Below are 21,147 nucleotides of genomic sequence, written 5' to 3' on the forward strand. Positions count from 1 at the left end.
GGCCGAAGCCTCGGGGTAGGAAAGGATGGATTGTGCTCCGTTACAAATTCTGTCTAATATTGTCGACCATATCTAGGGATAGAAATATGCACCTCGTAACCAAATCTTACTTTGATACTTTCTGCAAAGATTTTGGCGCTCCATTTGATGAGTCAAAAAACTTTGAGGCTTTCGTAAATTATTGCGCATTCTCCAAGTACTCCGGAGACAAAGTCGAAGCAACTGACTTAGTTTATGAAGGCGCAGACCCAGGTATAGATGGCGCTCTATTATTTCTCGATGATCGCGCTGTCTTTTCACTGGAAGAACTGGAAGAAATATTCGGTACGAGTAGGCGCGAATATAAAGTCACGATCGTACTAGCCCAAGCGAAAAGATCTGTGACCTGGTCCAAGCAAGAGATCGATTCATTTATTGCTGCTATCGTTGATTACTTATCAGAATCTCCTGCACAACCTCATAGTCCGTACTTAGCCACTTTCAAAGAGATGTTTAACAAAGTCTTCGAAAATATCGGTCGAATTCGAGGCGGATTGCCCGATCTACACGCTTATTTCTTTTCCGCAGCTCCGGACACAGACGCAGTAGAGATAAACGCTGCATTCCAAGTCGGCGAGGCCGCGCTGAAAAAAATGGGATACTCTAACGAGACGATTCTCGTTAAGGCCCATCGCGATATAATCCATGAACTTTGGTTGTCAGCCGATGGTCCTATGGAAGCAAAACTACCGACTGTCGGTTACGCTCCTTTTCCTTTCGCACCTGATATTAATAACGCGTATGTCGCCACTGTTACTGCGCGCAATTTTATAGATTCGGTTCTAAAAGACCAAAACGGTACTCCTCGGAAGAAACTATTCGAAGAAAACGTACGAGACTTCTTGGGGGTAGATGTTGAAGTCAACTCTGAAATTGCCGAAACATTAAATAGCGCAGACAAGAAGCAACGATTCGGCCTTATGAATAATGGCATTACAATTGTAGCATCGAGCATTAGACCGGCCGGACAAGAAATATTTATTCGCGACTTTCAAATCGTGAATGGATGCCAGACATCAAACATACTTATCTCCTTAGACGGACAAGTCGACAACACAGTAAGCCTGATGATCAAGCTTATTGAAGCTGACAAACCATCGGTGATTGACGACATTGTCCGCGCAACCAACAGACAATCAAAAGTAGAAGATGCACAGTTTATTTCCACACTAGACGCATTGAGAGTTCTGGAACAATACTTTAATGCAAGAGGTGCAACGGAGGCGAATAGGATCTACTTCGAACGACGTAAAGGACAATATAGAGCGGAAAACGTTGCGCCCGCTCGTATATTCGATGCGAGGGAAGTAGCACGCTGTTACGCCGCGGTCGCAATGATGCGTCCGGATCTATCAAGCCGTTATCCAAATAGATTGACTGGCGACCTGTTAAATGAGGTTTTTTCTCAAGGTCGCCATGAGGAAGACTATTACACAGCCTGCTACATTTACTACCGACTGAGACTCCTCACAGGCAACAAAAGATTTGATGGCCGATATTCAAAGCTTCGCTGGCATATTATGACAGCAGCATCTAAGTACTGCGGAGCAATGTTTAAGGAATTTGGTTGCAAAAATAAAAACGAGGCACTGTACAATCTGTTTTCTGCAAATGATGGAGTTTGGTTCGACAGATTGGACTCTCTGATCAGGACTGCTATACCAGATCCAGATATCTCACGTGATTTGTTGAAGTCACCTCCTCTCACTGCAACGGTGTTAGGTAATGTGGACGCTATAACAAATTAGACGACTACCGATCCTAACGATGCTGCAAGCCCACGAGCGCTTGCAGCATTTCGTGTATTTATCCACTGCTGCTGTTACAGGACCAAAAACGCAAAAACGGGACGGATTTATTTAGGCCACCGCTCTATCTGCTCGATGGCCATTAAAACAAATCCGCCACCTTTATTAGTAGTTTTATTAGGCAGCATCGTTGGTGGCATTGCCGGAAGCGTAGTCGCAGATACTTTTGCCGAAGAATTAGAGGAGCTTTCCCATTGGGAAGTATTTTAACTCCGAAAGATAAGACCAAGATCCAGATAGCATTGGCTGAAGCCTTCGTTGACAACGAAGTCGACTATGCATACATCGCGGAGCGAATTAAATCCTACGATCTTAAAATTATTGAGGACATACTGTATTCAGAAGTGGCTCCTGTGTGCTTTGGCAATCTTGAGACGCCAGCACCGCCCATCTGGACGGGGTTCAAGGATGAGTGGTTGTTGGACGAGATTGAAAAAGAACTGCAAGCTCGTGAAAAAAACATGGCGCGTCGAGCATTTGACAAACTGAAGGTTCTTTGGCTTCGACATAGTTACAGCTATATCTGGAAAGAAATCTCAAAAAACATTAATAATTAAGAGTAATCTTGCAACCAACAAGACACATATTGAAACCTACGAATTCAAACACCTCATTGAAAAAATTGAGTTTTTTTAAATCTGATAACTTTATGACAAAACAGCAGAGAGCGGATATACGCTGGGCGCTATCAGATGCATTCATTGATAACGACGTCGACTATACTGCAATTGCAAGACAGACAAGAGAATTCGATCGAGATGAAATAAAACGCATCCTTTTTGAAGAGGTGGCACCTATTTGCCACTCCAACCTTGAGAGTACACTTCCAACTACATGGCTTTGTTTCAACAGGGAGGAGTTGGAAAACGATATTGAAAAAATGCTGGAGACGAAAAAGAGCACCTGGCTTAAAAGCAAAACCAATGATTTACTAGTGATGTGGTTGAAGAATAGATACAGGTACATCTGGATAAAATTAGAAAAGCAGTATCAAGACCAAAGGTGAGCATTCTAAAAAATAAACCCTCCACCTTTTTTCCGCAACTTTCTTTCCTTCCACACACCAAAATGAAGAAAAAAACCTGACCGGAAAAGTGGATAAATTTATTACCACCCAGAATTCAAAAAAACACCCACCTTTAACTTTATAGCGCTAAAACAAATAAACCCGCCTCCTCTTCCTTCACTCCTGAAGACTGGCAAAAGACAAATTCGTACATTTTTTTTCAGCGGACCTAGGGGTAATGTGATGTATTGCGATTAGGGGTGTTGCAACCATTGCAGAGAGGACGAAGATTAATAATGTGATTCATACAGGCAATAGCGAGCTCTTGAAGCATATTGCGGTGAAAAAAAAGAGAGTAATAAATCTCACCTCGGGTATTCAACGTGTACTTGTCCGCCTTAGCAGTAGAGACAGATGCTACACCACCCACTGCGGCCATATGGATGGCTTGAAAATGCGCGCCTTTTGGGCCTTGGACCGTACCACGGGTGAGACCCAATGCACGAAAGACTTTGCAGATAGCTTCGTACGGATTACCCCCAATGGGGCGTTGGTGGTCAATTGAAATGTTGTCGAGCGTATGCACTAACCAACAGTCGTAGCAGGGTACGGTGTCTGGCAACGGCCCTGGAGGGCCGGCGGGTGCACCAGCATGGTCTACATAGACAAGGGCGCGCGGCGCAACATTGTAGAAGCCTCGCCATGTTGCATTGGTGAGCACACCTCGATGCGCTTGATCATCGTAAGAGTTTTGATTAATAAAGTTGACGAAGGCTAGTAGTTGCGCCTGCGTGATGCTTACCGCCGGGTTTACGGCACTCCAATTGGCGCCAGACATCGGCCGGGTCTGCAACACCATGTCAGTACTGTTCGCGGCAATGCTGACTCGATTCAGCCATTGAGACATCTGAGGTGAATTTTCTGTGACATGCCGCCCGCTGACAATGGTGGCGCGCGCGAAGAGGCGAACATTATGGTTATTATTTGCGGTCCAGTTATATGCACTGCTTATGTCGGGCATTTCTGCAATCCTTGTGCTTACAACGCCGAAAAAAAAGCAAAAAAGTAACTATAGACAAAAAACAGGACAGATTTATTTATTAGAAATCACTAGGAAATAGGGACTGGTTTATTTACCACATAGAAATCCGAAAAAAAATCTGCTCACTTTTTTCATAGAGGCCCTGTTACCCGAAAAAGGCAGCAGGACCGGCTATACAAGGAAACGTAGCTTGAACCTCAGAGTCGAGCCCACCCTTACGCTATTGCCCTAACCGTTTGCGCGACTCAACTCAGCTATGCCGATCTCCAATGGTCAGGATTGCCTTTGCTGGTATCACGCACACGTCCCACCAAGGGACTGTGCCCCAAGCTTTTAGCTGCTTTGATGGCCGCCTCCTGCGTTCTGTGACGAATTCCATCAACGCTCGCTCCACCGGCATGCTCAAGCACATAGTGATCGATTGCCGCGCCGTCTGGCCTGCCCTTCGGGCGCGGTTCCACATATACGTTAGCCATATTTATAGTCCGTTATCTGCCATCATTGGCATCAAACACGATGGTTCAATCTAAAGAAAACTCAAGCCGCCGAGAGAAATAATTCTCTAGAAATGGTGCCGGATTTATTATTAGCGCGCCTTTATCAAGCTGCTGTATCCGTCGACACACCACCCAGACGCCCCCCAAGCCCCACCCCTCCATTCCTGATAAACTCCCCCATCTCCCAGCCACACCGATTCCGTACCCCCAATGCCCCCAATCACCGCCACACCCGCCCCACTCTCCCGCCGTTTCTCCGTCGCGCCGATGATGGATTGGACCCATTCTTCCTAGACATCCTTATTTACTTGGCCCGTGCGCCAATACATTATCTTTCGTACCAAATTTGTACCACTCATCTCCTTTTAGATGGCACCTAATCCAACGAGCCTCCCGACAATTTTTCCCAGCCTGCCACTGCTTTGCTATCATCCCGCCGCGCCCTCCCCCCCCCCGACACTCAAGCAGGTAAGCTGATGAATTATTTTGAGGCAACGAGCTTTGCTCTAAGCGCTATGGCTGCTATGGGAACCTTTGTGATCGCAATGGTTCTAGCACGCCTATGGCGCTCCTATGAACTTGAAAATAGAGCACTGAGAGTTCAGCGGACCCTTGCTGCGGTTCAAATTCCTGAGCACGTGTCAGAAATCCTATCGAGAGTCTTATGGAGTGAATTTAGTGGGAAAGACAGTATGCTGCATGAGAACTTCGGGAAGATTTTTGGTGCTCTAGACTATTTCGAGAACTTAGCTATTGGCATTCGAGCCGGAGTTTACGACGAGCGACTAGCTTATGAACGCCTAGGCGAGGCGCTACCAAAGTTTTATTTTGCCGTAGTCAAACTCGTTTACGTATCAAGAAGTGAGGGCACAGCACCTGCCTTGTATATACAATTAGACAGGCTTGCACGGGACTGGCAATACTCCTCACCTACGCAGTCGGAGAATGCATAATGCCGACTCCATACGAGACCATTGAACAACATTGCACAAAGAACAAAATAAACTCTTGCACTCGTGACTTAGCCTTCAGTGTCTATTGCCAGCAATATGAGACATTGGCAAAGGATCCGACATTAACAGCTGCCGCCATCAACACCATCCTGCTATCTGACGCAAGCGTTAATGCTCATGTTCGAGCAGCAGATGATATCATTTCAAAGCATGTAGAAAGCGAGTTAAAAAGTCTGAAGAAAGAACTTGCAACAAAGTCTTTCGGCTGGTCAATCCTCTCAGGCATAGTAGGCAACGTACTTTACTCTTTACTTTTAATCTTGATATTCATCCTCGCCAAAGATCAAATTGGCACATGGCTTTCCAGCATATCAAAGACACCCACATAAATTTATTCGCTACCATTAAAGGTGCCAACGCACTAAAATTAGCTTGGATACAAACAGGAATACCCTTTTGCCTACATGAACTGGGCTGAAAGGGTATTTTTTTTGCACCAGTGCTCATATATTGCAACGAAAATATACCTGCACGAATGGGCGAAATATTTTCCCGACATTATGGTCCCTAGTGCCGACTTTCGTGTGGGCCAGACTAGTAAACTCACGTGGAGGTCATTTATTGCCTTAAAGAGAGACTGCACCATGAGACGACAACGTCATGGCTGCCCTAGCGATACTGGCCCCCATGTTGGAGCCATTTCGATCAGGATCGAGCGCTTATGGGCTTGAGTTGACAAAGCCACCCGCTAGTTCCTAAGCCTCATAGAGCGGCCGAGCCAGAACCTGCAACGTGCCGGCACGCGGATGATGGATTGGAATCACTGGATCTACAGCTCCCGCAGCACTTGGCTTACAGTGCACCCTAAAAAACCCGTACCACTTTTGTACCACTCGGCTTAGCCGGTCCCTGCAAACGGAATGTGCAAATCGTTAGGCTGCCCGGTGGTAGCAACCGGCACGCCTCATTCAGCGGGCTTTCTCTCCCGAAGCTTCACGCGAACTCTATGTCCGCGGCCACCTTTTGCCGTGTAGAGGATAAAAAACAGATACCCGCTCTTGGCCTTCTGGGTGATGTCATCGGTCTGATCAGCTAAGCCGATCCATTGATCGCCGACTTCAAAGCGATACGGGATACGTTGAGCTTGCGATGGTTGGTTGACTATGAAGCTCTCGGACGGCCTTCGCCGGGTAACATACGCCCGCCACCAAGAATCAAAATACATACCTCCTAAATTTGTGATGGTGGTGGGTTGGTCTCCGACATTCCTCGCTGTTATGGAGATGTATGTATTCGAGTCTTCAACTGGCCCACCGAAGATCCTCATCCCAGGCGTAACCGACATATCGATCTTTGCTCCAGAAGCTAGCCACTTGTAAGCGTCCCAGCCTAAAACGAAGGTAGAAACCACGGCTGCATATGCGGCAAGCCCAAGAGTCAATAATTCGTTGGTGTTGAACACGTAAGGCGTTACGGAAGCCAGAGCCATTTCGATTTTCCGTTTTCGAGAAATAGAGTGCGGACTACGATATCCGGGCACACTGCCAAACGTATACCCCGACTTCGACCCGCCCTACCTCTCGACACTTCTCCGTTTTCGCTGATCCTGTAAACCAGTGAATACCCGAACCACCTACCAACGCCAGCCTGCCCGTGGTCAACATAACGCCATGCATCTTCATGTTGCGGGTGCCTGTCGCTCCAATCCCCAGCACTTCCTACAAGCGTCTTTGTGCGGGCCAGAAGGACCTGCGTGACAATGCCTCTTCGTCATCTGAATCAGTATGCGGCGAGGCAATCCGCAGTATCGCCTTATGGGTGATATCGCTTTTTCGGGAAAGGCATCGGAAAATGGTAATTTTGGTAAGCCGCACGTCTGAGCCGGCTGAGAGCCTTGATTTCACTAGCCTGCAACGGATCGGTAAAAGGTAACTTTTGAGTAATGTAGAGGTAAGGCAATTACCTTTTAAGGAAGTAATTTTTGTTTTAATGCATTCGTTATAAATCAGCCACTTACAGCCACATTACCTTTTTCATTACTCAAAATTACTTTCTGAAGTAATCCTACAAAGCCAATGAATACGGGGCTTACACCGGCTTACCGATATCCGAATTACCACATTACTTTTTTCCGATAGCGTTCCTGAAAAAGCGCCTGGTTTCGATGGTCCTGTCACTGCTCAATCAGATATGCCCCAACAGATGTCCCCCTCGCAGGGATCCGCAGGCTTTTTGACCCTCACATTCAGAACTACGTAGCCCGGCCTGGGCTGAGTGCGCGCAGGTGCGGCGCTGCGGAAAAAAAGACCCATTTAGCCCGGAGGCGAGGTGGGGGGACGACGGCGCGCGCCAAGTTTGAAGCACGCCACTGCTCACCGATAACGCCCCATTTCGGTGCACTTTCTTGAGGACGGAAAAAAGCCGCCTCGGCGGGCGGCTCATTGGTTCAGCAGGTCATCGACAGGACACTTGCCACAGCTGGTCCAGCCTGGTCGTGTAGCTCTGGCTCATCATCTCCCGCCGCATGCCCCAGTCAGGGTTGACGGGCACGCTGGCTGATCGGAGTGTCCCTCTACCCCATCGCCCGTTGATCTGGTCCAACACCGCCATCAACTTCGTGGCGTCGACTGGCTGAGTGGTGGCAAACAGGTCGTCGATGTACTCCCCTTGCTGACAGAGATTCATCAACAGCACCTCAGCCTTGCTGTACTTGAAGCCGGGCCGAAACACTCGGTCGAGAGCGTCCACCGCAGCCTTGGTCAGCAGCCGCACATCATCAGTGGGGTATGGCATATCGATCAGCACACCATTGGCGTACTTCGCCTCCTCCGGGTTGAACATCCCGGTGCGGATGCTGACGCGGATCTTCTTGCACAGCGACTGCTGCGCCCTGAGCTTTTCCGAAGCACGCATCATGTAGGTAGCCACCGCTTCCTTGATGGGTGTCAGGTCGGTGAGCCGCTTACCGAACATCCGACTACAGCAAATTTCCTGCTTCGGTGGGTCCGGCTCGTCCAGCTCTAAGCAAGGGGTGCCGGCCAGCTCCCGGGCAGTCTTCTCGATCACCACGCTGAACTTCTTGCGTAGCGTCCACGGGTCAGCCTTCGCCAGGTCCATTGCGGTCTTGATGCCCATGGCGTCCAGGTGAAGTTTCATCTTGCGACCGACTCCCCAGACCTCAGACACGTTGGGGTTGCGCAGCGCCCAGTCACGCTTAAACGGGTCGCAGATATCGACCACACCACCAGTTTCCACCTGGAGCCGTTTGGCGGTGTGGTTTGCCAACTTTGCCAGGGTTTTGGTGTGGGCGATCCCCACCCCAACCGGGATGACGGTGCAGCGCAGCACCTGGCTGCGGATCTTCCGCCCGAGAGCATCCCGGCCGTCTATGCCAGTCATGTCGGCAAAGGCCTCGTCGATGCTGTAGACCTCAACGGCAGGCGCCATTGATTCAATGAGTGTCATGACCCGCTCACTCATGTCGCCGTAAAGCGCGTAATTCGACGAGAACGGGACGATGCCGTACTTATGAAGCTTGTGCTTGATTTGGAAATACGGCTCGCCCATTTTCACATAGGGCTTGGCGTCATAACTCCGGGCGATCACGCAGCCGTCGTTGTTGCTAAGCACAACTATGGGTACTCGGGTTAGATCGGGTCGAAAAACCCGCTCGCAACTGGCATAGAAGCTGTTGCAGTCGATAAGGGCGAAAACTGCATTGGATTTAGACATGGCTGCGCACGCTGCAGGTAATCACACCCCAAATCACCAGTTCGTCGCCCTCAAGCACGTAACTCGGTGGATACTTTGGGTTCTCCGAACGGAGAATCACCTCCCTGCCCTGGATGCAGAGCCGTTTGCATACTGGCTCATTGTTCAGCAGCGCTACGACGACGTGGCCATGCGCAGGCTCCAGAGCACGATCCACCACCGCGAGATCACCGTCAAAAATACCGACGCCCTGCATGCTGTCCCCTGCAATAGAGACCAAGTAGACATGCGGGGCGCGAATGTTTAGAACCTCATCCAATGAGATATGCGCTTCAATGTGATCCGCAGCCGGCGATGGAAAACCGGCAGGCACTCGAAACGAACTCAATGGCAGCTTCAAGCCACCCTCGGTAATAGGGGCTAGAATAAAAAAGCTCATGATGCACGACCCTGAAACTGTACATACATACAGTACATCTGTACAAGTTTTTCGGTCAATTTGTATAGGATAATTCGGACAGGCGGGAGAACCCTACCTGAGGGAAATTTATGCGGTACGAGAGGGATGGCGCTGTGTATCGAGGTGTGGAGCCTCCCCATATCAGCGGTTTCGATGCCACGACAATTCCCCATCACTACAGCGCGAAACCTCTCTGTGCTGGAATGGACTGATGTACTCGGCAATGCTCCTCTCGCAGATGAAAATACCTCCTGACTCAGTTCTTTCAGCTGTGCCCAAAAGACTGCCCACCATGCCGCCGTTCTGGTCAGTGAAAGGCAATGCCGATGTCTACTGGGTTTTCTCGCATACCCTTAGTAGACACAATGCTGGCACTTCGATACCTTAGTTTTTTAATGGAAAGGCGGGGGGGATGGAATGAAGCGTAAACTTCAGGTGTTCATATCTAGTACTTACACCGATTTGATTGATGAACGACAAGCAGCTGTAGGTGCGATTTTAAAATCAGGACATATCCCTGCTGGTATGGAGCTTTTTACTGCAGGTGATCGCTCTCAAATGGAAACAATTAACGATTGGATTGATCAGTCCGACGTTTACATGTTAATCCTAGGAGGCAGATACGGATCCATCGAAAGTTCAACAAGCTTGAGCTATACGGAGCTAGAATTCGATTATGCCGCTGCCCAAAACAAGCCGATGTTTTCAGTCATAATCAAAGAAGAAGCATTGGAAAGAAAAGTTCGTGACCATGGAACCAATCATCTAGAAAAAGACAATCCAAAGGAATTGAAAGCGTTTCGAGAAAAGGCACTCGGAAAAATCTCATCATTCTTTGACGACCTTAAAGACATAAAGCTTTGCGTATATGAAAGCCTTTCTGATTACGCAGGAAGACGAGAGTTAACAGGATGGGTTTCAGCAAGCGAAATCATTGACACCAAGCCACTCTTTGAAGAAATAAAAAAGCTATCGGATGAGAACAGCGAATTAAAGGAAACAATTAAGAAACTAGAAAGCCGCCCTCTACCAATCCCAGTCAAGTCGACTGGAGACAAAGAAAAACTCTCTGAAATAGTGGAAGTTTTAAATCACTTGACGGTAAACATCCCGTCAACCTTAAGCCCATCTGATAAAGAAGAAGAAAACAGCCTTTTAGATATTTTTTACAACTCGCGAAACAAACTGATACAAGGCGTAACCAACGCAGCAAGCAACGCCACCGACCTAAGTAGATTTCTTTATTTTAATATTTGTCCAAAGCTACAAATTCACGGACTAACAGAGAACGAAAAAGTTACAGGCGTAAGATATAGAAGGTATTTTGTAACCAAATTAGGATTACATCTGCTTGCACACATAGAAAAAGAACAAGTCGCCTTAAAGAAAAAAGCAAAAGCTCTCTGATACCAGCGCCCTCAAAAGCCGCTTAATTGCGGCTAATTTTACTTTCATCTCCAGCTCGAGTGAGCAGCCCTTCGAGTTTCCCAAACTTTAAGTCTCCCGGCCGCCTGCATAGGGTTTGAAACGCAACACTTCCTCCCCTAACCAATAGTTTAATTGCATCATACGCGTCTGAATGGGTTCCAGCTCGTTGTCAGCGTAGATCTGAGCCGCCTCCCGAATCGACCCGAACCCTCCCGCATTCTGCGGAACGATCCCCATCAACTGCGGTGGAATGCGCAGGCTCGCCAACACATCATCCCGCGTCTGATTTTTGATCGAGTTGAACTCATCCTTCGCCGCCACCTCGCTCACCGGGATCAGTTGAATCCCGTCCTTTTTGCCGGTCGGCGAGTAAACAAACAGATTCCGGAAATTCCCCGGCCCTTTCGATTCCTTGAGTGCCTTGCGCAACGCATCAATGTCAGCCTCGGTCTGCGCCGCATCCGTCATGTACAAGATGAATCCCGCATGACTCCCGTTCTCGTAATACTTGCGCCGGAACAGCGTCGCTGACTCGTTGAGCAACGCCGACTGCAACGCGCTGATCCACTCCGGCAACCCGTATATCTCCTGATGCAGATCCGCCTCACGCAGGTGAAAAATGCTGTCCGGCTCGAACGCATGCTCATCCTTCCACCCCCGCACCTGGTAAAACTGCCCATCCGGCCCAGCGCGCATGTACTTCGCCAACGGCGTCTCGAGCTTGCGCACCCCGCCCAACCGCGAACGACGCCCCTCAAGGTAGCCATTGCCCAGGCACAGGAAGTCCAGCGCGAACTGCTCAAACGAAGCCCGCGACAAGAGCGGATGCGGAATAAACGTCTTGCTCAACAGGTTGCGCTTGAACATCAACCCTGAGTGCAGATGCACACTCGCCCCCACTGATCGAGCCAGCCCGTCCAGCGACAACGGCGGCTCATACCACCGCCCGTTGAACCAGCATTCCAGATAGTCGAAGACCTCCCTGCCACCCAGCACCGGTGTCGGCTCGCCGAAGGAAAACACCTGCGTCCCGGCGCCGGTGGCGGGTGTGGTCGCGGGCAACGTCTGGTTGGCCATTTGTTCGGTCATCAGTAAATCTCCATGCGCCCGGTGTTGGCAGTGGTCTGCCCCTCGAGCGGTTCGTGGTGCAATGCGTGGAAGAGCGCCCAGGCCAGGTCGGCATGGCCGGTGTTGTCGTTTCGGCCGGCGGTGTAGGTGTACTGTCGTCCGCCGGCGGTGACGGTCTTGCGAATCGCCATCAGCGACTGGGCCATGTCGGTCCAACCGGCGTCGAATTCCAGCCGGCCCTTGTGGATCACGTCATAGGCCTTGAGCACCAGGCGGGTTTTGACTTCGGGGGAATAGCTGAAAGTGGTCACCGCCGGGAAGAACTGGCGCACCAGCTGGGCCACGCCGCTGCCCAGGCCGGTGACATCGATGCCGATGTAGGTCACCCAGTAGCGGTCGCAGACGCTCTTGATGAACGCGGCCTGCGCGGCGAAATCCATGCCCCGGAACTGGTGACGCTCAAGGATGCGGAACTTGCCACCGGGCACCAGCGGCGGCGCGACTACCACCAAGCCCGAACAGTCGCCCGTCTCGGCCGGGTCGTAACCAATCCAGACCTGACGGTCACCGAATGGGCGCATGGCGAAGGGCTTGTAGTCCTCGGCCCACTCGACCCAGCTGTCCACCATGCACGACTGCAACAGGGTCAGCGGGAAGATGCTCGCCCCGTCATCGACGAACTCGCACATCAGCAGGTTGGCGAATGCCTCGGGACTGTACTCGCGACGCAGTTCCTCGATGTCGAACAGGTCACACCCGCCCCGCTCCGCGTCCAGAATCGTGACGATCTGCCGCCACAACCGGTCCTCACAGAACCGCCCCTGCTGGAGCGCCCCATGAGAGACGTCCACTTTCGTATGCTGCGCAGCGGGCTTGCCCTTGTTGAAGCGCTCGCCAGTCCAGAAGGTGTACGCCTCGTGGGCCATGCTCGACGGCGTCGAGAAGTAGGTCTTTCGCCACTTCTTGTGCATCGCCATGCCCGAGGCGACCTTGTTCAGTTCCTCGAACTTGAACGTCCAGAAAAATTCGTCGAAGTAGAAATTGCCGTGGTAGCCCTGGGCTGTGCGGGCATTGGTGCCGAGGAAAAACAGCTCGGCGCCATTGGGTAAAACGATGGGATCGCCGGTCAGTTCGACGCCGATCACCTCGCGGCAGAACGCCTGAATGTAGCCTCGGAACAGGTAGGCCTGATTCTTCGAAGCCGACAGGAAAATCTGGTTGCGCCCGGTGTCGAGCGCATCGATGAACGCCTCGCGGGCGAAGTAGTACGTCGCGCCGATCTGCCGGCTCTTTAGGATGACGCGGGTGCGCTGGTTGCCAGCCCGGTACCAATCCTTCTGATAGTCAAAACACCCATCGACGAAGGCTTCGCGCAACAGCTCGATCTGATCTTCATCAATCTCGTTTTTGGCGGCCTTTTTCTTCGGCTCGGCGTTGCGTTTGGCCAGGTTCGGGTTGAGGTCGGTTTCAGTACCACCCCCTTGAAAGCGCTGAATCCGTGCTTGGCGCTCAAGCTGCCGGTGCAGCAGATCAATCTCCTTGAAGTCGCCCCCGCTCTTGTTGTCCTTGAGGATCAACTGCACCAACCGCGCTTCCAGTGCCCCACCGATACGCTCGACGTTGTCGGCCCGGTCCCACTCGTCGCGGGCCTTCCAGCTGTGTAGCGTTTTTTCCTTTTCGCCCGTAGCCTCTGCAATCTCGCAGATGCGCCAACCCATCCAGTAGAGGAACTTGGATTGGCGGCGGGGATCGATGGGCAACAGTGCGGTCGTAGTCATGGCCGCGATGCTGCCGCCCGCGCCCTCGACTCAATAGTGCCGCCCCTTGTAGCCCCCTTCCCTACAGTCCCGCCTCGTTGCCGCAACTCGCGCGCGTCACGACCATGCCCCTCATCGCAACGCTTTCAGCGCCCACGCATTGAGGATTCCCGGCATGAAGAAATTTCGCAGCAACTGGTTCCGCGTCGCCGTCGAGGGCGCTACCTCTGACAAGCGCATCATCAAACGTACCTGGCTGGAACAGGCTGCGAAGAACTTCAACCCGTCCACCTACGGCGCCCGTATCTGGCTGGAGCATTACCGTAGCGTGATGCCGGACAGCCCATTCAAGGCCTACGGCGATGTGCTGGCCGTGAAAACCGAAGAAGTGGACATCAACGGCCAGAAGAAACTGGCACTGTTTGCTCAGGTCGAGCCGACGCCCGATCTGATCGCCATGAATAAGGCCAAGCAGAAGATTTACACCTCCGTCGAAATCGACGACAGCTTCGCCGACACCGGCGAGGCCTACATCGTCGGGCTCGCTGTCACCGATTCCCCTGCGAGCCTGGGCACCGACGTCCTGGCGTTCTCAGTCCAAAAGCCAGAGGCCAATCCGTTCAAGGATCGCCACTACTCCGCGACCTCGATGTTCACCGAAGCGGTCGAAACCGAACTCACGTTTGAGGAAATCGAGGAAAAGCCAAGTATCGGCGCGCAGCTGTTCAGCAAGGTGCAAAACCTGCTCAAGGGCAAGCAAGCCAAGGACGACAGCGAGTTTTCGCAGATCAGCGATGCCGTCGAAGCCGTGGCCGATCACGTCAAGGATCTGCCCGACCAACTCGCCGCCGAGAAGAAATTCTCCGCAGGCCTGAAGACCCAGCTCGATCAACTGAGCAAGGACTTCACCGAGCTGAAAAACAAGCTCTCCACCACCCAGGACCACAACCAGAAGACCCGCCCTCCGGTAACCGGTGGCGACAAGGTCATGACCGACTGCTGACAGCCGGCCCACCCACAGCCCCGAACCACGAAGGACGACATTCATGCGTAACGATACCCGCGAACACTTCAACGCCTACCTGAGCCAGGTGGCGCGCCTCAATGGCGTGTCATCGACCGCCAACACCTTCGCCGTCGATCCGACGGTTCAGCAGACGCTGGAAACCCGCATGCAGGAATCCAGCGAATTCCTCGGGCAGATCGGCATCATCGGCGTCGATGAGCTGCAAGGCGAAAAGGTCGGCTTGGGTGTCAGCAGCACTATCGCCGGCCGCACCGATACCACCGGCAACGGCGTGCGCCAGCCTCGCGACGTGTCGTCGCTAGACAAGAAGGGCTACAAGGCCGAACACACTGACTTCGACACCGCGATCCGCTACGCACAGCTCGATGCCTGGGCCAAATTCCCGGACTTTCAGGCACGCCTGCGCGACGCGATCCTCAAGCGCCAGGCACTTGACCGGATCATGGTCGGCTTCAACGGCGTCAGCGTGGCGGCCACCACCGACCGCCAGGCCAACCCGTTGTTGCAAGACGTCAACATCGGCTGGCTTCAGCAGTACCGCACCAATGCCCCGGCCCGCGTCCTCAAGGACGGCAAGACCACCGGCAAGATCGTGATCGGTACCGGTGCAGAGGCCGACTACAACAACCTCGACGCCCTGGTGTTCGACGCCGTCGCCAACCTCATCGACCCGTGGCACCGCAAGGACCCGGGCATCGTTGTCATCCTCGGCAGCAACCTGGTGCACGACAAGTACTTCCCGCTGATCAACAAGGAACAGCCAGCGTCCGAGAAACTGGCCACCGACATGATCCTTTCGCAAAAGCGCATGGGCGGTAAGCAACCGGTCGAAGTCCCGTACGTGCCGGACGGTGCAGCGCTGGTCACCTCGCTGGCCAACCTCGCCATCTACTGGCAGATCGGCGGACGTCGCCGCTACGTGAAAGAGGCGCCGGAAAAGAACCGCATCGAGAACTACGAATCCAGCAACGACGCCTACGTCGTCGAGGATTATGGCCTCGGTTGCCTGATCGAAAATATCGAGCTTGAAGGGGCATAAGCCATGGCCAACAGCCTCGCCAAGCAGCACTTCCAGCGTGTTACTGCCGCCCTTGAGGCGGCAGCGACCGAACCCACCCAGACCATGGCCGGCGCCACGGCCTACGAGCATCAGCTCAATCAACTGCTGCAAGACCGCCTGCGCCTGAAACAGGTGCAGTCGAACCAAGGCAAGGCCGAACTCAAACGTCAGCTGCTGCCCGAATACATCCCCTACGTGCAGGGCGTGCTGGAGGCGGGTCAAGGTGCGCAGGACGAAGTGATGACCACCGTCATGGTCTGGCGCTTCGATGCTGGCGATTTCACTGGTGGCCTCGACATCGCCCAGTACGTGCTGCAACACAAGATGGTCATGCCGGACCGCTTCGCCCGCACTCTCGGTTGCCTGGTCGCCGAGGAAGTCGCGACCGCCGCGTTCAAGGCGCAAAAGGTCGGCGAACTGTTCGACCTGGCCATTCTGCACCGCACCGCCGAACTGACCGACGCCGAGGACATGCCTGATCAGGCCCGCGCCAAGCTGTTCCTGGCCATGGGCCGCGCGACGCTGGAGGGCATCACCGACGACAAACCCGGCCAACCCGGGCAGGTGCAAGCCGGCATCGAACTGTTGAAAAAAGCCATCGACCTGCACGATGCCTGCGGTGGCAAAAAGGATCTGGAGCGAGCCGAACGCCTGCTCAACAAACTCACTGCCAATGGCAGCTAACCGAGCGTCCCCACGCACCCCGCCGGCTCGGGGCGGATCGGCCAGGCCGCTCCTCCTGAACGTGAAGCCCCGACCACCGGCGACCTACAACAGAGCGCAGATTCATGAGCGGATTCGTAGCGGGCGGTACCGGCACCACCTCCCCGGCCGGCCACATCAACACCGACCCCTTCTGGCCATCGATCGATCTGGACGACGTGCGCGGCACCTTGCGCATCGACGCCAGCGTCACCCCAATCCGCCTTGAGACTGCGACCATCGCTGCCGCGATCAGCGTCAACCGCGAGTTCGCCGAATGGCGCCGCGCCCAACAGGCCAACGGCTACGCCATCCTTGCCGAAGTACCGGCCGAGCTGATCAAGGATGTTTCAGAACGCGTCCACCTCTACCAGCGAGCGATCTACGCCGCGACCGGCGCGGAAATCTGCGAACGCTACCGCTCCTACGACAGCACCAACAGCGGCAACCAGAACGCTGAAGAACTGACCCCAAGCATCGACGAACTACGCCGCGATCAACGCTGGGCCGTGCGTGACTTTCTCGGCCTCGGCCGAACCACCGTGGAGTTGATCTGATGACCGTCAGCATCCGCGCCCAACAGAACGACACCGTCGATGCCCTGTGCTGGCGTCACTACGGCCGCACTGCCGGCGTGACCGAAGCGGTACTCGAAGCCAACCCCGGACTGGCCGACCACGGCCCGACCTTGCCGCAAGGCCTTCTGGTGCAAATGCCTGAAGCCCAGGCCGCTGCCCCGCAACGGCAGATGGTGCACCTATGGGACTGACCCGCGCGCACCAAGCCCTTGAACCCAACCACCCTGGATCATGGAATGAAACGCATGCCTGACCGTCCCGACACCTGGGCCTGGCTCGCCGCCTGGCTCGAACAGAACTGGCCCGCCATCTACTCCGGTCTGCTAGCCCTGGTCATCGCAAGCCTGCGCGTGATCTACGGCGGCGGGACCCTGCGCCGAATGCTGATCGAGGCCCCGCTCTGCGGTGCGCTCGCGCTATCCGCCAGTCACGGACTGTCACTGCTGGGGATTCCGGCCTCGACCGCGCCGTTCTTCGGCGGGGTCATCGGGCTGCTCGGCGTCGAGGGCACCCGCGCTGCTGCCAAGAAGATTTTCAACCGCAAGGTAGAACAGCTATGACCACACTTCGCCACGGCGACCGCTCGCAGGCGGTGCGTATCCTGCAAAAGATGCTCAATCAAAACGGCGCCAAGCTGGAAATCGACGGTGACTACGGTGATGCCACCGAGGCCGCCGTGCGTACTTACCAGCTCAAGGTTGGCCTGGTCGTCGATGGTGTGGCCGGCACCAAGACGCAGGGTGCACTCGCGGGCAATGATTGCCAACAGTTGCTGAAGAACGCCGACCTGGTCAGCGCTGCCGAACGGCTCGGTGTGCCGCTCGCCAGCGTTTACGCGGTCAACGAAGTGGAATCGAAAGGCACCGGTTTCCTCGACAACGACAAGCCGGTCATCTTGTTCGAGCGGCATGTCATGTACCGGCAACTGTCGAAGGTTCGGCACGAAGGCGACGATGCTGCCGCGCTCAAGCAGCACGCCGACCAACTGGCCGCGAGCAACCCGGCCATCGTCAACCCCAAACCCGGTGGATATGCCGGCGGCAATGCGGAACACCAGCGCCTGGCCACCGCTCGCCTGATCGATGACACCGCCGCACTCGAGTCCGCCTCTTGGGGCGCCTTCCAGATCATGGGCTTTCACTGGCAGCGCCTGGGCTACAGTAGCGTTCAAGACTTCGTCGCCGCCATGAGCGCGGGCGAATCCCAGCAGTTCGACGCCTTCGTTCGTTTCATCGAGACCGACGCGGTGCTGCACAAAGCGTTGAAGGGCCGCAAATGGGCCGAGTTCGCCAAGCTCTACAACGGGCCGGATTACCAGCGGAACCTATACGACATCAAGCTCCAGCGCGCCTACGAGCGGCACGACGACTGCGGTTGCGGTCAGGCGGTGGCTGCATGATCGACTTCGACGCAGTGCAACGATTGAACGTGCAGGACGGTGACCTTCTGGTGGTCCCACCGGACAGCGACCACCACGACATGGAGCTGCTGCGCGACGCGCTCTACGTTCAGATGCCGGAGCGCAAAGTCATCATCATTCGCGGCCCGGTGCAGCAGTTGGATATTGGTGCAATGAACAAACTCGGCTGGTACCGGGCTTGAGTACTTTGCGCCAGGCCCTGCTGGGCGTAGCGCTACTCGCGGCGTTGGGCTTGCTGATCTGGAGCCAGGAACTGCGCATCAGCGGCGCGAACAAGGACGCCCGACTGGCCGAGAAGGATGCAACCGCCGCCCGGGGAGAAGTCGAGCGCAACCTCGCGAACGCCAACGCGTTGCGCACCAATCTGCAACAGGAGCGCAACGCACAGACCACTCTGCGTTCCCAGCAGGATCAACTGCGCCAAGGTCTGGCAAAGCGCGAACTCACCATTGAGGCTCTGAAACGTGAAAACGCCGACCTACGCAACTGGGCTGACCTGCCTTTGCCTGATGCTGCTCGCCGGCTGCGCGAGCGCCCCGCCCTCACCGGCGCCGACGCTTATCGTCAGTGGCTGTCCGGCCGTGGTGCCCTGCACCCTGCCGGCGACCGGTCCACGCAATAACGGCGATCAACTCACCGACCAGGATCGTGTAGAAGCTGCCTGGGCGGATTGTGCGAGCCAGGTTGATATGGTTTACCAACATCAGCAGGCCCAGCCATGAACAAGCCCGACAGCCTGAAAGCTCACCTGCTCGCCACCGTGGCCGAACTCAAGCACAACCCTGACCGGCTGCTGATCTTCATCGACAACGGCAAGATCCGCTGCACCGCCGCGCACACGCTCTCGTTCGAGTACAGCTTCGACCTGCAGGTCATCCTCACCGACTTCGCCGGTCATCCCGACAGCGTCATGTTGCCGTTGCTCGGTTGGCTGAGCGTCCATCAGTCCGAGCTGCTGGAGAACGTGAGCAAAGCCTCAGACGGCATTCAGTTCGAGGCCGATATCCTCGACAACAGCAAGGTCGATATGAGCCTGAGGCTGCCACTGACCGAACGGGTGGTGGTGGGCAAGGATGACCAAGGCAACACCACCATTCGCCATCCCGGCGAGCCGCAGCGAGCTGCTGACTTTCTCGATCCGAACTGGATACCTGGTGCCCAGGGCACCGGTAGCGAGTGGGTGCTGCCGAAATGACCAACCGCCTAGAAGCGCTGGAGGACTGGGCAGCGGGATTGCTCGGACAACTTGAGCCGGCATCCCGCAACAAATTGGCCCGCAGCATCGGCCAGACCCTCCGGCGCAGCCAGCAGCAACGCATCATTGCTCAGCAGAATCCGGATGGCAGTAAGTACGCGCCACGAAAACGACGGAACCTGCGCGGTAAGCAAGGCCGAGTGAAGCGGAAAGTGAAAATGTTTCAGAAGATACGTACCGCGGCCTTCCTGAAAGAGCAAAGTGACGAAAACGCTATAAGCGTGGGTTTTACCGGGCGGATTGCACGAATTGCAAGAGTCCATCAATACGGGATGAAAGATAGAGCCAGTCCAAATGCAAAATTGGTACAGTTTGATCAACGTGAGTTACTTGGACTCACAGATCTTGATTTAGATCTATTACGTGATTTATTGCTGTACCACCTGACTAAAGCCCATTAATTTAACCACCCAAAATGCAAATGGTCTAAATTCAGCATTTCGGCTGCAACACCAGCATAACCGGGGAAAATTTTTGCCGAACCGTAACCCAGATCTCTCAGACAGAGCGCCAGATCTCGCGCCTTGCCCGCTGGAAGTAACATCTTATAAAAGACCGGCATATTAACGATCATTTTTTTCTCATCAAAATAGGAGCAGATCAATTCATCCAAAGGCCGTCTATCAACAACAGGAGAATCATTAATTTTTCCCAGCCCAGGCAACTCTGTTGCCCAATGACTGAACAACCCCTTCTGAGCTGCTAGATTTGGATTGCCACTATAATGGGGAGTAACCAAACTGAATGGACAATCCTTATATAACGATGAAATTACTCCCATATAATATCTGTTTAGCGCCCAAATACAAAGATCACCATCTTTCTTCTCTAAAGAAAGAGATGAAAAGAAAGCTGCTACAAAAGGATCGTATGTCCAGTCCAATAGTCTAGTTGGTATCCCATAATGCTGAGCTAACGCCGCTGACTCCAGCATATCTACAGGCAGCCATCGCCCTTCAGCAGCGACCTTTATCAACAGACGAGAGTCAAACTCCTCATATAGCCTTTCCCGCAAAATATCCGACCGTGGAACATTAAGACCGCAAGAGTCAGCCTTGCGATAAAAGTCCCTCAGAAGTCGATATTCAGCAAGTGCAAGGGAGAACTCGCTATCAGAAGCCACACCATTGATCTTAATACCATTCTTCTGAAACCCCCCAAGTTTATCCTGCCCATAGTTACGCACCGACGTCGGCACAAGAGCAAAATCGGAACTTGCATGCCCACGAAAAACGTAATCCTTCAACTTTAGCCTTCCAGACCATGGCAATAAATCTCCCAAAAGATCTTGTGCTGCCTCATATCTTATTTCATGAACAACGTTAGACATTTCACA

Annotated in this window: 24 protein-coding genes and 1 pseudogene; 18 read left to right on the forward strand and 7 right to left on the reverse strand. The window is 53.7% G+C overall.

The annotated features are described in order from the left end of the window. Positions 1-86: 86 nt before the first annotated feature. From AC1RMX_RS24345 to AC1RMX_RS24355, 3 genes are all read left to right on the forward strand, one after another. Positions 87-1,787, forward strand: a complete 1,701-nt coding sequence (locus tag AC1RMX_RS24345; RefSeq protein WP_493073238.1) for an AIPR family protein — start codon at positions 87-89, stop codon at positions 1,785-1,787. Between the two features lie 254 nt (positions 1,788-2,041). Beyond that, a complete protein-coding gene (locus AC1RMX_RS24350) occupies positions 2,042-2,404 on the forward strand; it encodes a DUF7079 family protein (protein ID WP_493073239.1) in 363 nt (120 codons plus the stop codon). Between the two features lie 92 nt (positions 2,405-2,496). Then, complete coding sequence (locus AC1RMX_RS24355; protein WP_493073240.1) at positions 2,497-2,853, forward strand: DUF7079 family protein; 357 nt, start codon at positions 2,497-2,499, stop codon at positions 2,851-2,853. 229 nt (positions 2,854-3,082) lie between these two features. Here AC1RMX_RS24355 and AC1RMX_RS24360 read toward each other — a convergent pair whose 3' ends face one another. Then, positions 3,083-3,874, reverse strand: coding sequence for a hypothetical protein (locus AC1RMX_RS24360; RefSeq protein ID WP_273536825.1), 792 nt, complete (start codon positions 3,872-3,874; stop codon positions 3,083-3,085). A 994-nt stretch (positions 3,875-4,868) separates the two neighbouring features. Here AC1RMX_RS24360 and AC1RMX_RS24365 point away from each other — a divergent pair. Together AC1RMX_RS24365 and AC1RMX_RS24370 are read left to right on the forward strand one after the other, a co-directional pair. Beyond that, complete coding sequence (locus tag AC1RMX_RS24365; RefSeq protein WP_493073242.1) at positions 4,869-5,345, forward strand: DUF4760 domain-containing protein; 477 nt, start codon at positions 4,869-4,871, stop codon at positions 5,343-5,345. Further along, a complete protein-coding gene (locus AC1RMX_RS24370; RefSeq protein WP_493073243.1) occupies positions 5,345-5,734 on the forward strand; it encodes a hypothetical protein in 390 nt (129 codons plus the stop codon). The genes AC1RMX_RS24365 and AC1RMX_RS24370 overlap by 1 nt, the downstream gene beginning before the upstream one ends. A gap of 575 nt (positions 5,735-6,309) precedes the next feature. Here the strand turns inward: AC1RMX_RS24370 and AC1RMX_RS24375 are convergent. The 3 genes from AC1RMX_RS24375 to AC1RMX_RS24385 all read right to left on the reverse strand — a co-directional run bounded on the left by AC1RMX_RS24375 (position 6,310) and on the right by AC1RMX_RS24385 (position 9,495). Beyond that, on the reverse strand, positions 6,310-6,834 hold the full coding sequence (locus tag AC1RMX_RS24375; RefSeq protein WP_493073244.1) for a hypothetical protein: 525 nt from the start codon (positions 6,832-6,834) through the stop codon (positions 6,310-6,312). 965 nt (positions 6,835-7,799) lie between these two features. Beyond that, entirely contained in the window at positions 7,800-9,077 is a 1,278-nt protein-coding gene (gene umuC, locus AC1RMX_RS24380) for a translesion error-prone DNA polymerase V subunit UmuC (RefSeq protein ID WP_493073245.1), read from the reverse strand. Beyond that, entirely contained in the window at positions 9,070-9,495 is a 426-nt protein-coding gene (locus AC1RMX_RS24385; protein ID WP_493073247.1) for a LexA family protein, read from the reverse strand. The genes umuC and AC1RMX_RS24385 overlap by 8 nt, the downstream gene beginning before the upstream one ends. A 438-nt stretch (positions 9,496-9,933) precedes the next feature. Between AC1RMX_RS24385 and AC1RMX_RS24390 the strand changes: the two genes are divergently transcribed. Continuing rightward, on the forward strand, positions 9,934-10,923 hold the full coding sequence (locus AC1RMX_RS24390; RefSeq protein WP_493073248.1) for a DUF4062 domain-containing protein: 990 nt from the start codon (positions 9,934-9,936) through the stop codon (positions 10,921-10,923). 87 nt (positions 10,924-11,010) lie between these two features. Here AC1RMX_RS24390 and AC1RMX_RS24395 read toward each other — a convergent pair whose 3' ends face one another. Both AC1RMX_RS24395 and AC1RMX_RS24400 read right to left on the reverse strand, forming a co-directional pair. Beyond that, positions 11,011-12,021, reverse strand: coding sequence for a phage portal protein (locus AC1RMX_RS24395; protein ID WP_493073347.1), 1,011 nt, complete (start codon positions 12,019-12,021; stop codon positions 11,011-11,013). An 11-nt stretch (positions 12,022-12,032) separates the two neighbouring features. Then, a complete protein-coding gene (locus tag AC1RMX_RS24400; RefSeq protein ID WP_493073249.1) occupies positions 12,033-13,790 on the reverse strand; it encodes a terminase ATPase subunit family protein in 1,758 nt (585 codons plus the stop codon). A 154-nt stretch (positions 13,791-13,944) separates the two neighbouring features. Between AC1RMX_RS24400 and AC1RMX_RS24405 the strand changes: the two genes are divergently transcribed. The 12 genes and pseudogenes from AC1RMX_RS24405 to AC1RMX_RS24460 all read left to right on the forward strand — a co-directional run bounded on the left by AC1RMX_RS24405 (position 13,945) and on the right by AC1RMX_RS24460 (position 20,212). After that, positions 13,945-14,772, forward strand: a complete 828-nt coding sequence (locus tag AC1RMX_RS24405) for a GPO family capsid scaffolding protein (protein WP_493073251.1) — start codon at positions 13,945-13,947, stop codon at positions 14,770-14,772. Positions 14,773-14,815: 43 nt separating this feature from the next. Further along, positions 14,816-15,835: a phage major capsid protein, P2 family gene (locus AC1RMX_RS24410; RefSeq protein ID WP_336838612.1), complete on the forward strand. Its 1,020-nt coding sequence runs from the start codon at positions 14,816-14,818 to the stop codon at positions 15,833-15,835. A 3-nt stretch (positions 15,836-15,838) separates the two neighbouring features. Then, entirely contained in the window at positions 15,839-16,540 is a 702-nt protein-coding gene (locus AC1RMX_RS24415) for a phage terminase small subunit (RefSeq protein WP_493073252.1), read from the forward strand. Between the two features lie 104 nt (positions 16,541-16,644). After that, positions 16,645-17,115 carry a head completion/stabilization protein gene (locus AC1RMX_RS24420; RefSeq protein ID WP_493073253.1) on the forward strand — a complete coding sequence of 157 codons (471 nt, stop codon included), beginning with the start codon at positions 16,645-16,647 and terminating at the stop codon, positions 17,113-17,115. Next, positions 17,115-17,327: a tail protein X gene (locus tag AC1RMX_RS24425; protein ID WP_305836480.1), complete on the forward strand. Its 213-nt coding sequence runs from the start codon at positions 17,115-17,117 to the stop codon at positions 17,325-17,327. The genes AC1RMX_RS24420 and AC1RMX_RS24425 overlap by 1 nt, the downstream gene beginning before the upstream one ends. A 45-nt stretch (positions 17,328-17,372) precedes the next feature. Next, a complete protein-coding gene (locus AC1RMX_RS24430; RefSeq protein WP_305836479.1) occupies positions 17,373-17,696 on the forward strand; it encodes a phage holin, lambda family in 324 nt (107 codons plus the stop codon). Continuing rightward, positions 17,693-18,535, forward strand: a complete 843-nt coding sequence (locus AC1RMX_RS24435; protein WP_493073254.1) for an N-acetylmuramidase domain-containing protein — start codon at positions 17,693-17,695, stop codon at positions 18,533-18,535. Before AC1RMX_RS24430 ends, AC1RMX_RS24435 begins: the two co-directional genes overlap by 4 nt. Next, positions 18,532-18,738, forward strand: a complete 207-nt coding sequence (locus AC1RMX_RS24440) for a hypothetical protein (RefSeq protein WP_493073256.1) — start codon at positions 18,532-18,534, stop codon at positions 18,736-18,738. The genes AC1RMX_RS24435 and AC1RMX_RS24440 overlap by 4 nt, the downstream gene beginning before the upstream one ends. Next, the gene (gene lysB, locus AC1RMX_RS24445; protein WP_493073257.1) at positions 18,735-19,178 is read left to right on the forward strand and encodes an Rz-like lysis system protein LysB; all 444 of its coding nucleotides are present in this window, start codon (positions 18,735-18,737) and stop codon (positions 19,176-19,178) included. Before AC1RMX_RS24440 ends, lysB begins: the two co-directional genes overlap by 4 nt. Continuing rightward, positions 19,093-19,278 (forward strand): annotated as a pseudogene (gene lysC, locus AC1RMX_RS24450) (Rz1-like lysis system protein LysC); the annotation flags it as partial. The gene lysB and the pseudogene lysC, both read left to right, overlap by 86 nt. Next, positions 19,275-19,751, forward strand: a complete 477-nt coding sequence (locus AC1RMX_RS24455) for a phage tail protein (protein WP_493073258.1) — start codon at positions 19,275-19,277, stop codon at positions 19,749-19,751. The pseudogene lysC and the gene AC1RMX_RS24455, both read left to right, overlap by 4 nt. Beyond that, a complete protein-coding gene (locus AC1RMX_RS24460; protein WP_493073259.1) occupies positions 19,748-20,212 on the forward strand; it encodes a phage virion morphogenesis protein in 465 nt (154 codons plus the stop codon). Before AC1RMX_RS24455 ends, AC1RMX_RS24460 begins: the two co-directional genes overlap by 4 nt. Here the strand turns inward: AC1RMX_RS24460 and AC1RMX_RS24465 are convergent. Next, positions 20,209-21,141, reverse strand: a complete 933-nt coding sequence (locus AC1RMX_RS24465; protein ID WP_493073260.1) for an FRG domain-containing protein — start codon at positions 21,139-21,141, stop codon at positions 20,209-20,211. The two genes, AC1RMX_RS24460 and AC1RMX_RS24465, sit on opposite strands and share 4 nt — an antisense overlap. Positions 21,142-21,147 lie beyond the last annotated feature (6 nt).

This window comes from Pseudomonas sp. GW822-FHT03F04 (genome assembly GCF_058801405.1).

Bases quoted from the DNA above. Each gene is read 5' to 3' on its own strand.
- AC1RMX_RS24345 (WP_493073238.1), top strand. From the start codon at position 87: ATGCACCTCGTAACCAAATCTTACTTTGATACTTTCTGCAAAGATTTT.
- AC1RMX_RS24355 (WP_493073240.1), top strand. From the start codon at position 2,497: ATGACAAAACAGCAGAGAGCGGATATACGCTGGGCGCTATCAGATGCA.
- AC1RMX_RS24360 (WP_273536825.1), bottom strand. From the start codon at position 3,874: ATGCCCGACATAAGCAGTGCATATAACTGGACCGCAAATAATAACCAT.
- AC1RMX_RS24365 (WP_493073242.1), top strand. From the start codon at position 4,869: ATGAATTATTTTGAGGCAACGAGCTTTGCTCTAAGCGCTATGGCTGCT.
- AC1RMX_RS24370 (WP_493073243.1), top strand. From the start codon at position 5,345: ATGCCGACTCCATACGAGACCATTGAACAACATTGCACAAAGAACAAA.
- AC1RMX_RS24375 (WP_493073244.1), bottom strand. From the start codon at position 6,834: ATGGCTCTGGCTTCCGTAACGCCTTACGTGTTCAACACCAACGAATTA.
- umuC (WP_493073245.1), bottom strand. From the start codon at position 9,077: ATGTCTAAATCCAATGCAGTTTTCGCCCTTATCGACTGCAACAGCTTC.
- AC1RMX_RS24385 (WP_493073247.1), bottom strand. From the start codon at position 9,495: ATGAGCTTTTTTATTCTAGCCCCTATTACCGAGGGTGGCTTGAAGCTG.
- AC1RMX_RS24390 (WP_493073248.1), top strand. From the start codon at position 9,934: ATGAAGCGTAAACTTCAGGTGTTCATATCTAGTACTTACACCGATTTG.
- AC1RMX_RS24395 (WP_493073347.1), bottom strand. From the start codon at position 12,021: ATGGCCAACCAGACGTTGCCCGCGACCACACCCGCCACCGGCGCCGGG.
- AC1RMX_RS24400 (WP_493073249.1), bottom strand. From the start codon at position 13,790: ATGACTACGACCGCACTGTTGCCCATCGATCCCCGCCGCCAATCCAAG.
- AC1RMX_RS24405 (WP_493073251.1), top strand. From the start codon at position 13,945: ATGAAGAAATTTCGCAGCAACTGGTTCCGCGTCGCCGTCGAGGGCGCT.
- AC1RMX_RS24410 (WP_336838612.1), top strand. From the start codon at position 14,816: ATGCGTAACGATACCCGCGAACACTTCAACGCCTACCTGAGCCAGGTG.
- AC1RMX_RS24415 (WP_493073252.1), top strand. From the start codon at position 15,839: ATGGCCAACAGCCTCGCCAAGCAGCACTTCCAGCGTGTTACTGCCGCC.
- AC1RMX_RS24420 (WP_493073253.1), top strand. From the start codon at position 16,645: ATGAGCGGATTCGTAGCGGGCGGTACCGGCACCACCTCCCCGGCCGGC.
- AC1RMX_RS24425 (WP_305836480.1), top strand. From the start codon at position 17,115: ATGACCGTCAGCATCCGCGCCCAACAGAACGACACCGTCGATGCCCTG.
- AC1RMX_RS24430 (WP_305836479.1), top strand. From the start codon at position 17,373: ATGAAACGCATGCCTGACCGTCCCGACACCTGGGCCTGGCTCGCCGCC.
- AC1RMX_RS24435 (WP_493073254.1), top strand. From the start codon at position 17,693: ATGACCACACTTCGCCACGGCGACCGCTCGCAGGCGGTGCGTATCCTG.
- AC1RMX_RS24440 (WP_493073256.1), top strand. From the start codon at position 18,532: ATGATCGACTTCGACGCAGTGCAACGATTGAACGTGCAGGACGGTGAC.
- AC1RMX_RS24455 (WP_493073258.1), top strand. From the start codon at position 19,275: ATGAACAAGCCCGACAGCCTGAAAGCTCACCTGCTCGCCACCGTGGCC.
- AC1RMX_RS24460 (WP_493073259.1), top strand. From the start codon at position 19,748: ATGACCAACCGCCTAGAAGCGCTGGAGGACTGGGCAGCGGGATTGCTC.
- AC1RMX_RS24465 (WP_493073260.1), bottom strand. From the start codon at position 21,141: ATGTCTAACGTTGTTCATGAAATAAGATATGAGGCAGCACAAGATCTT.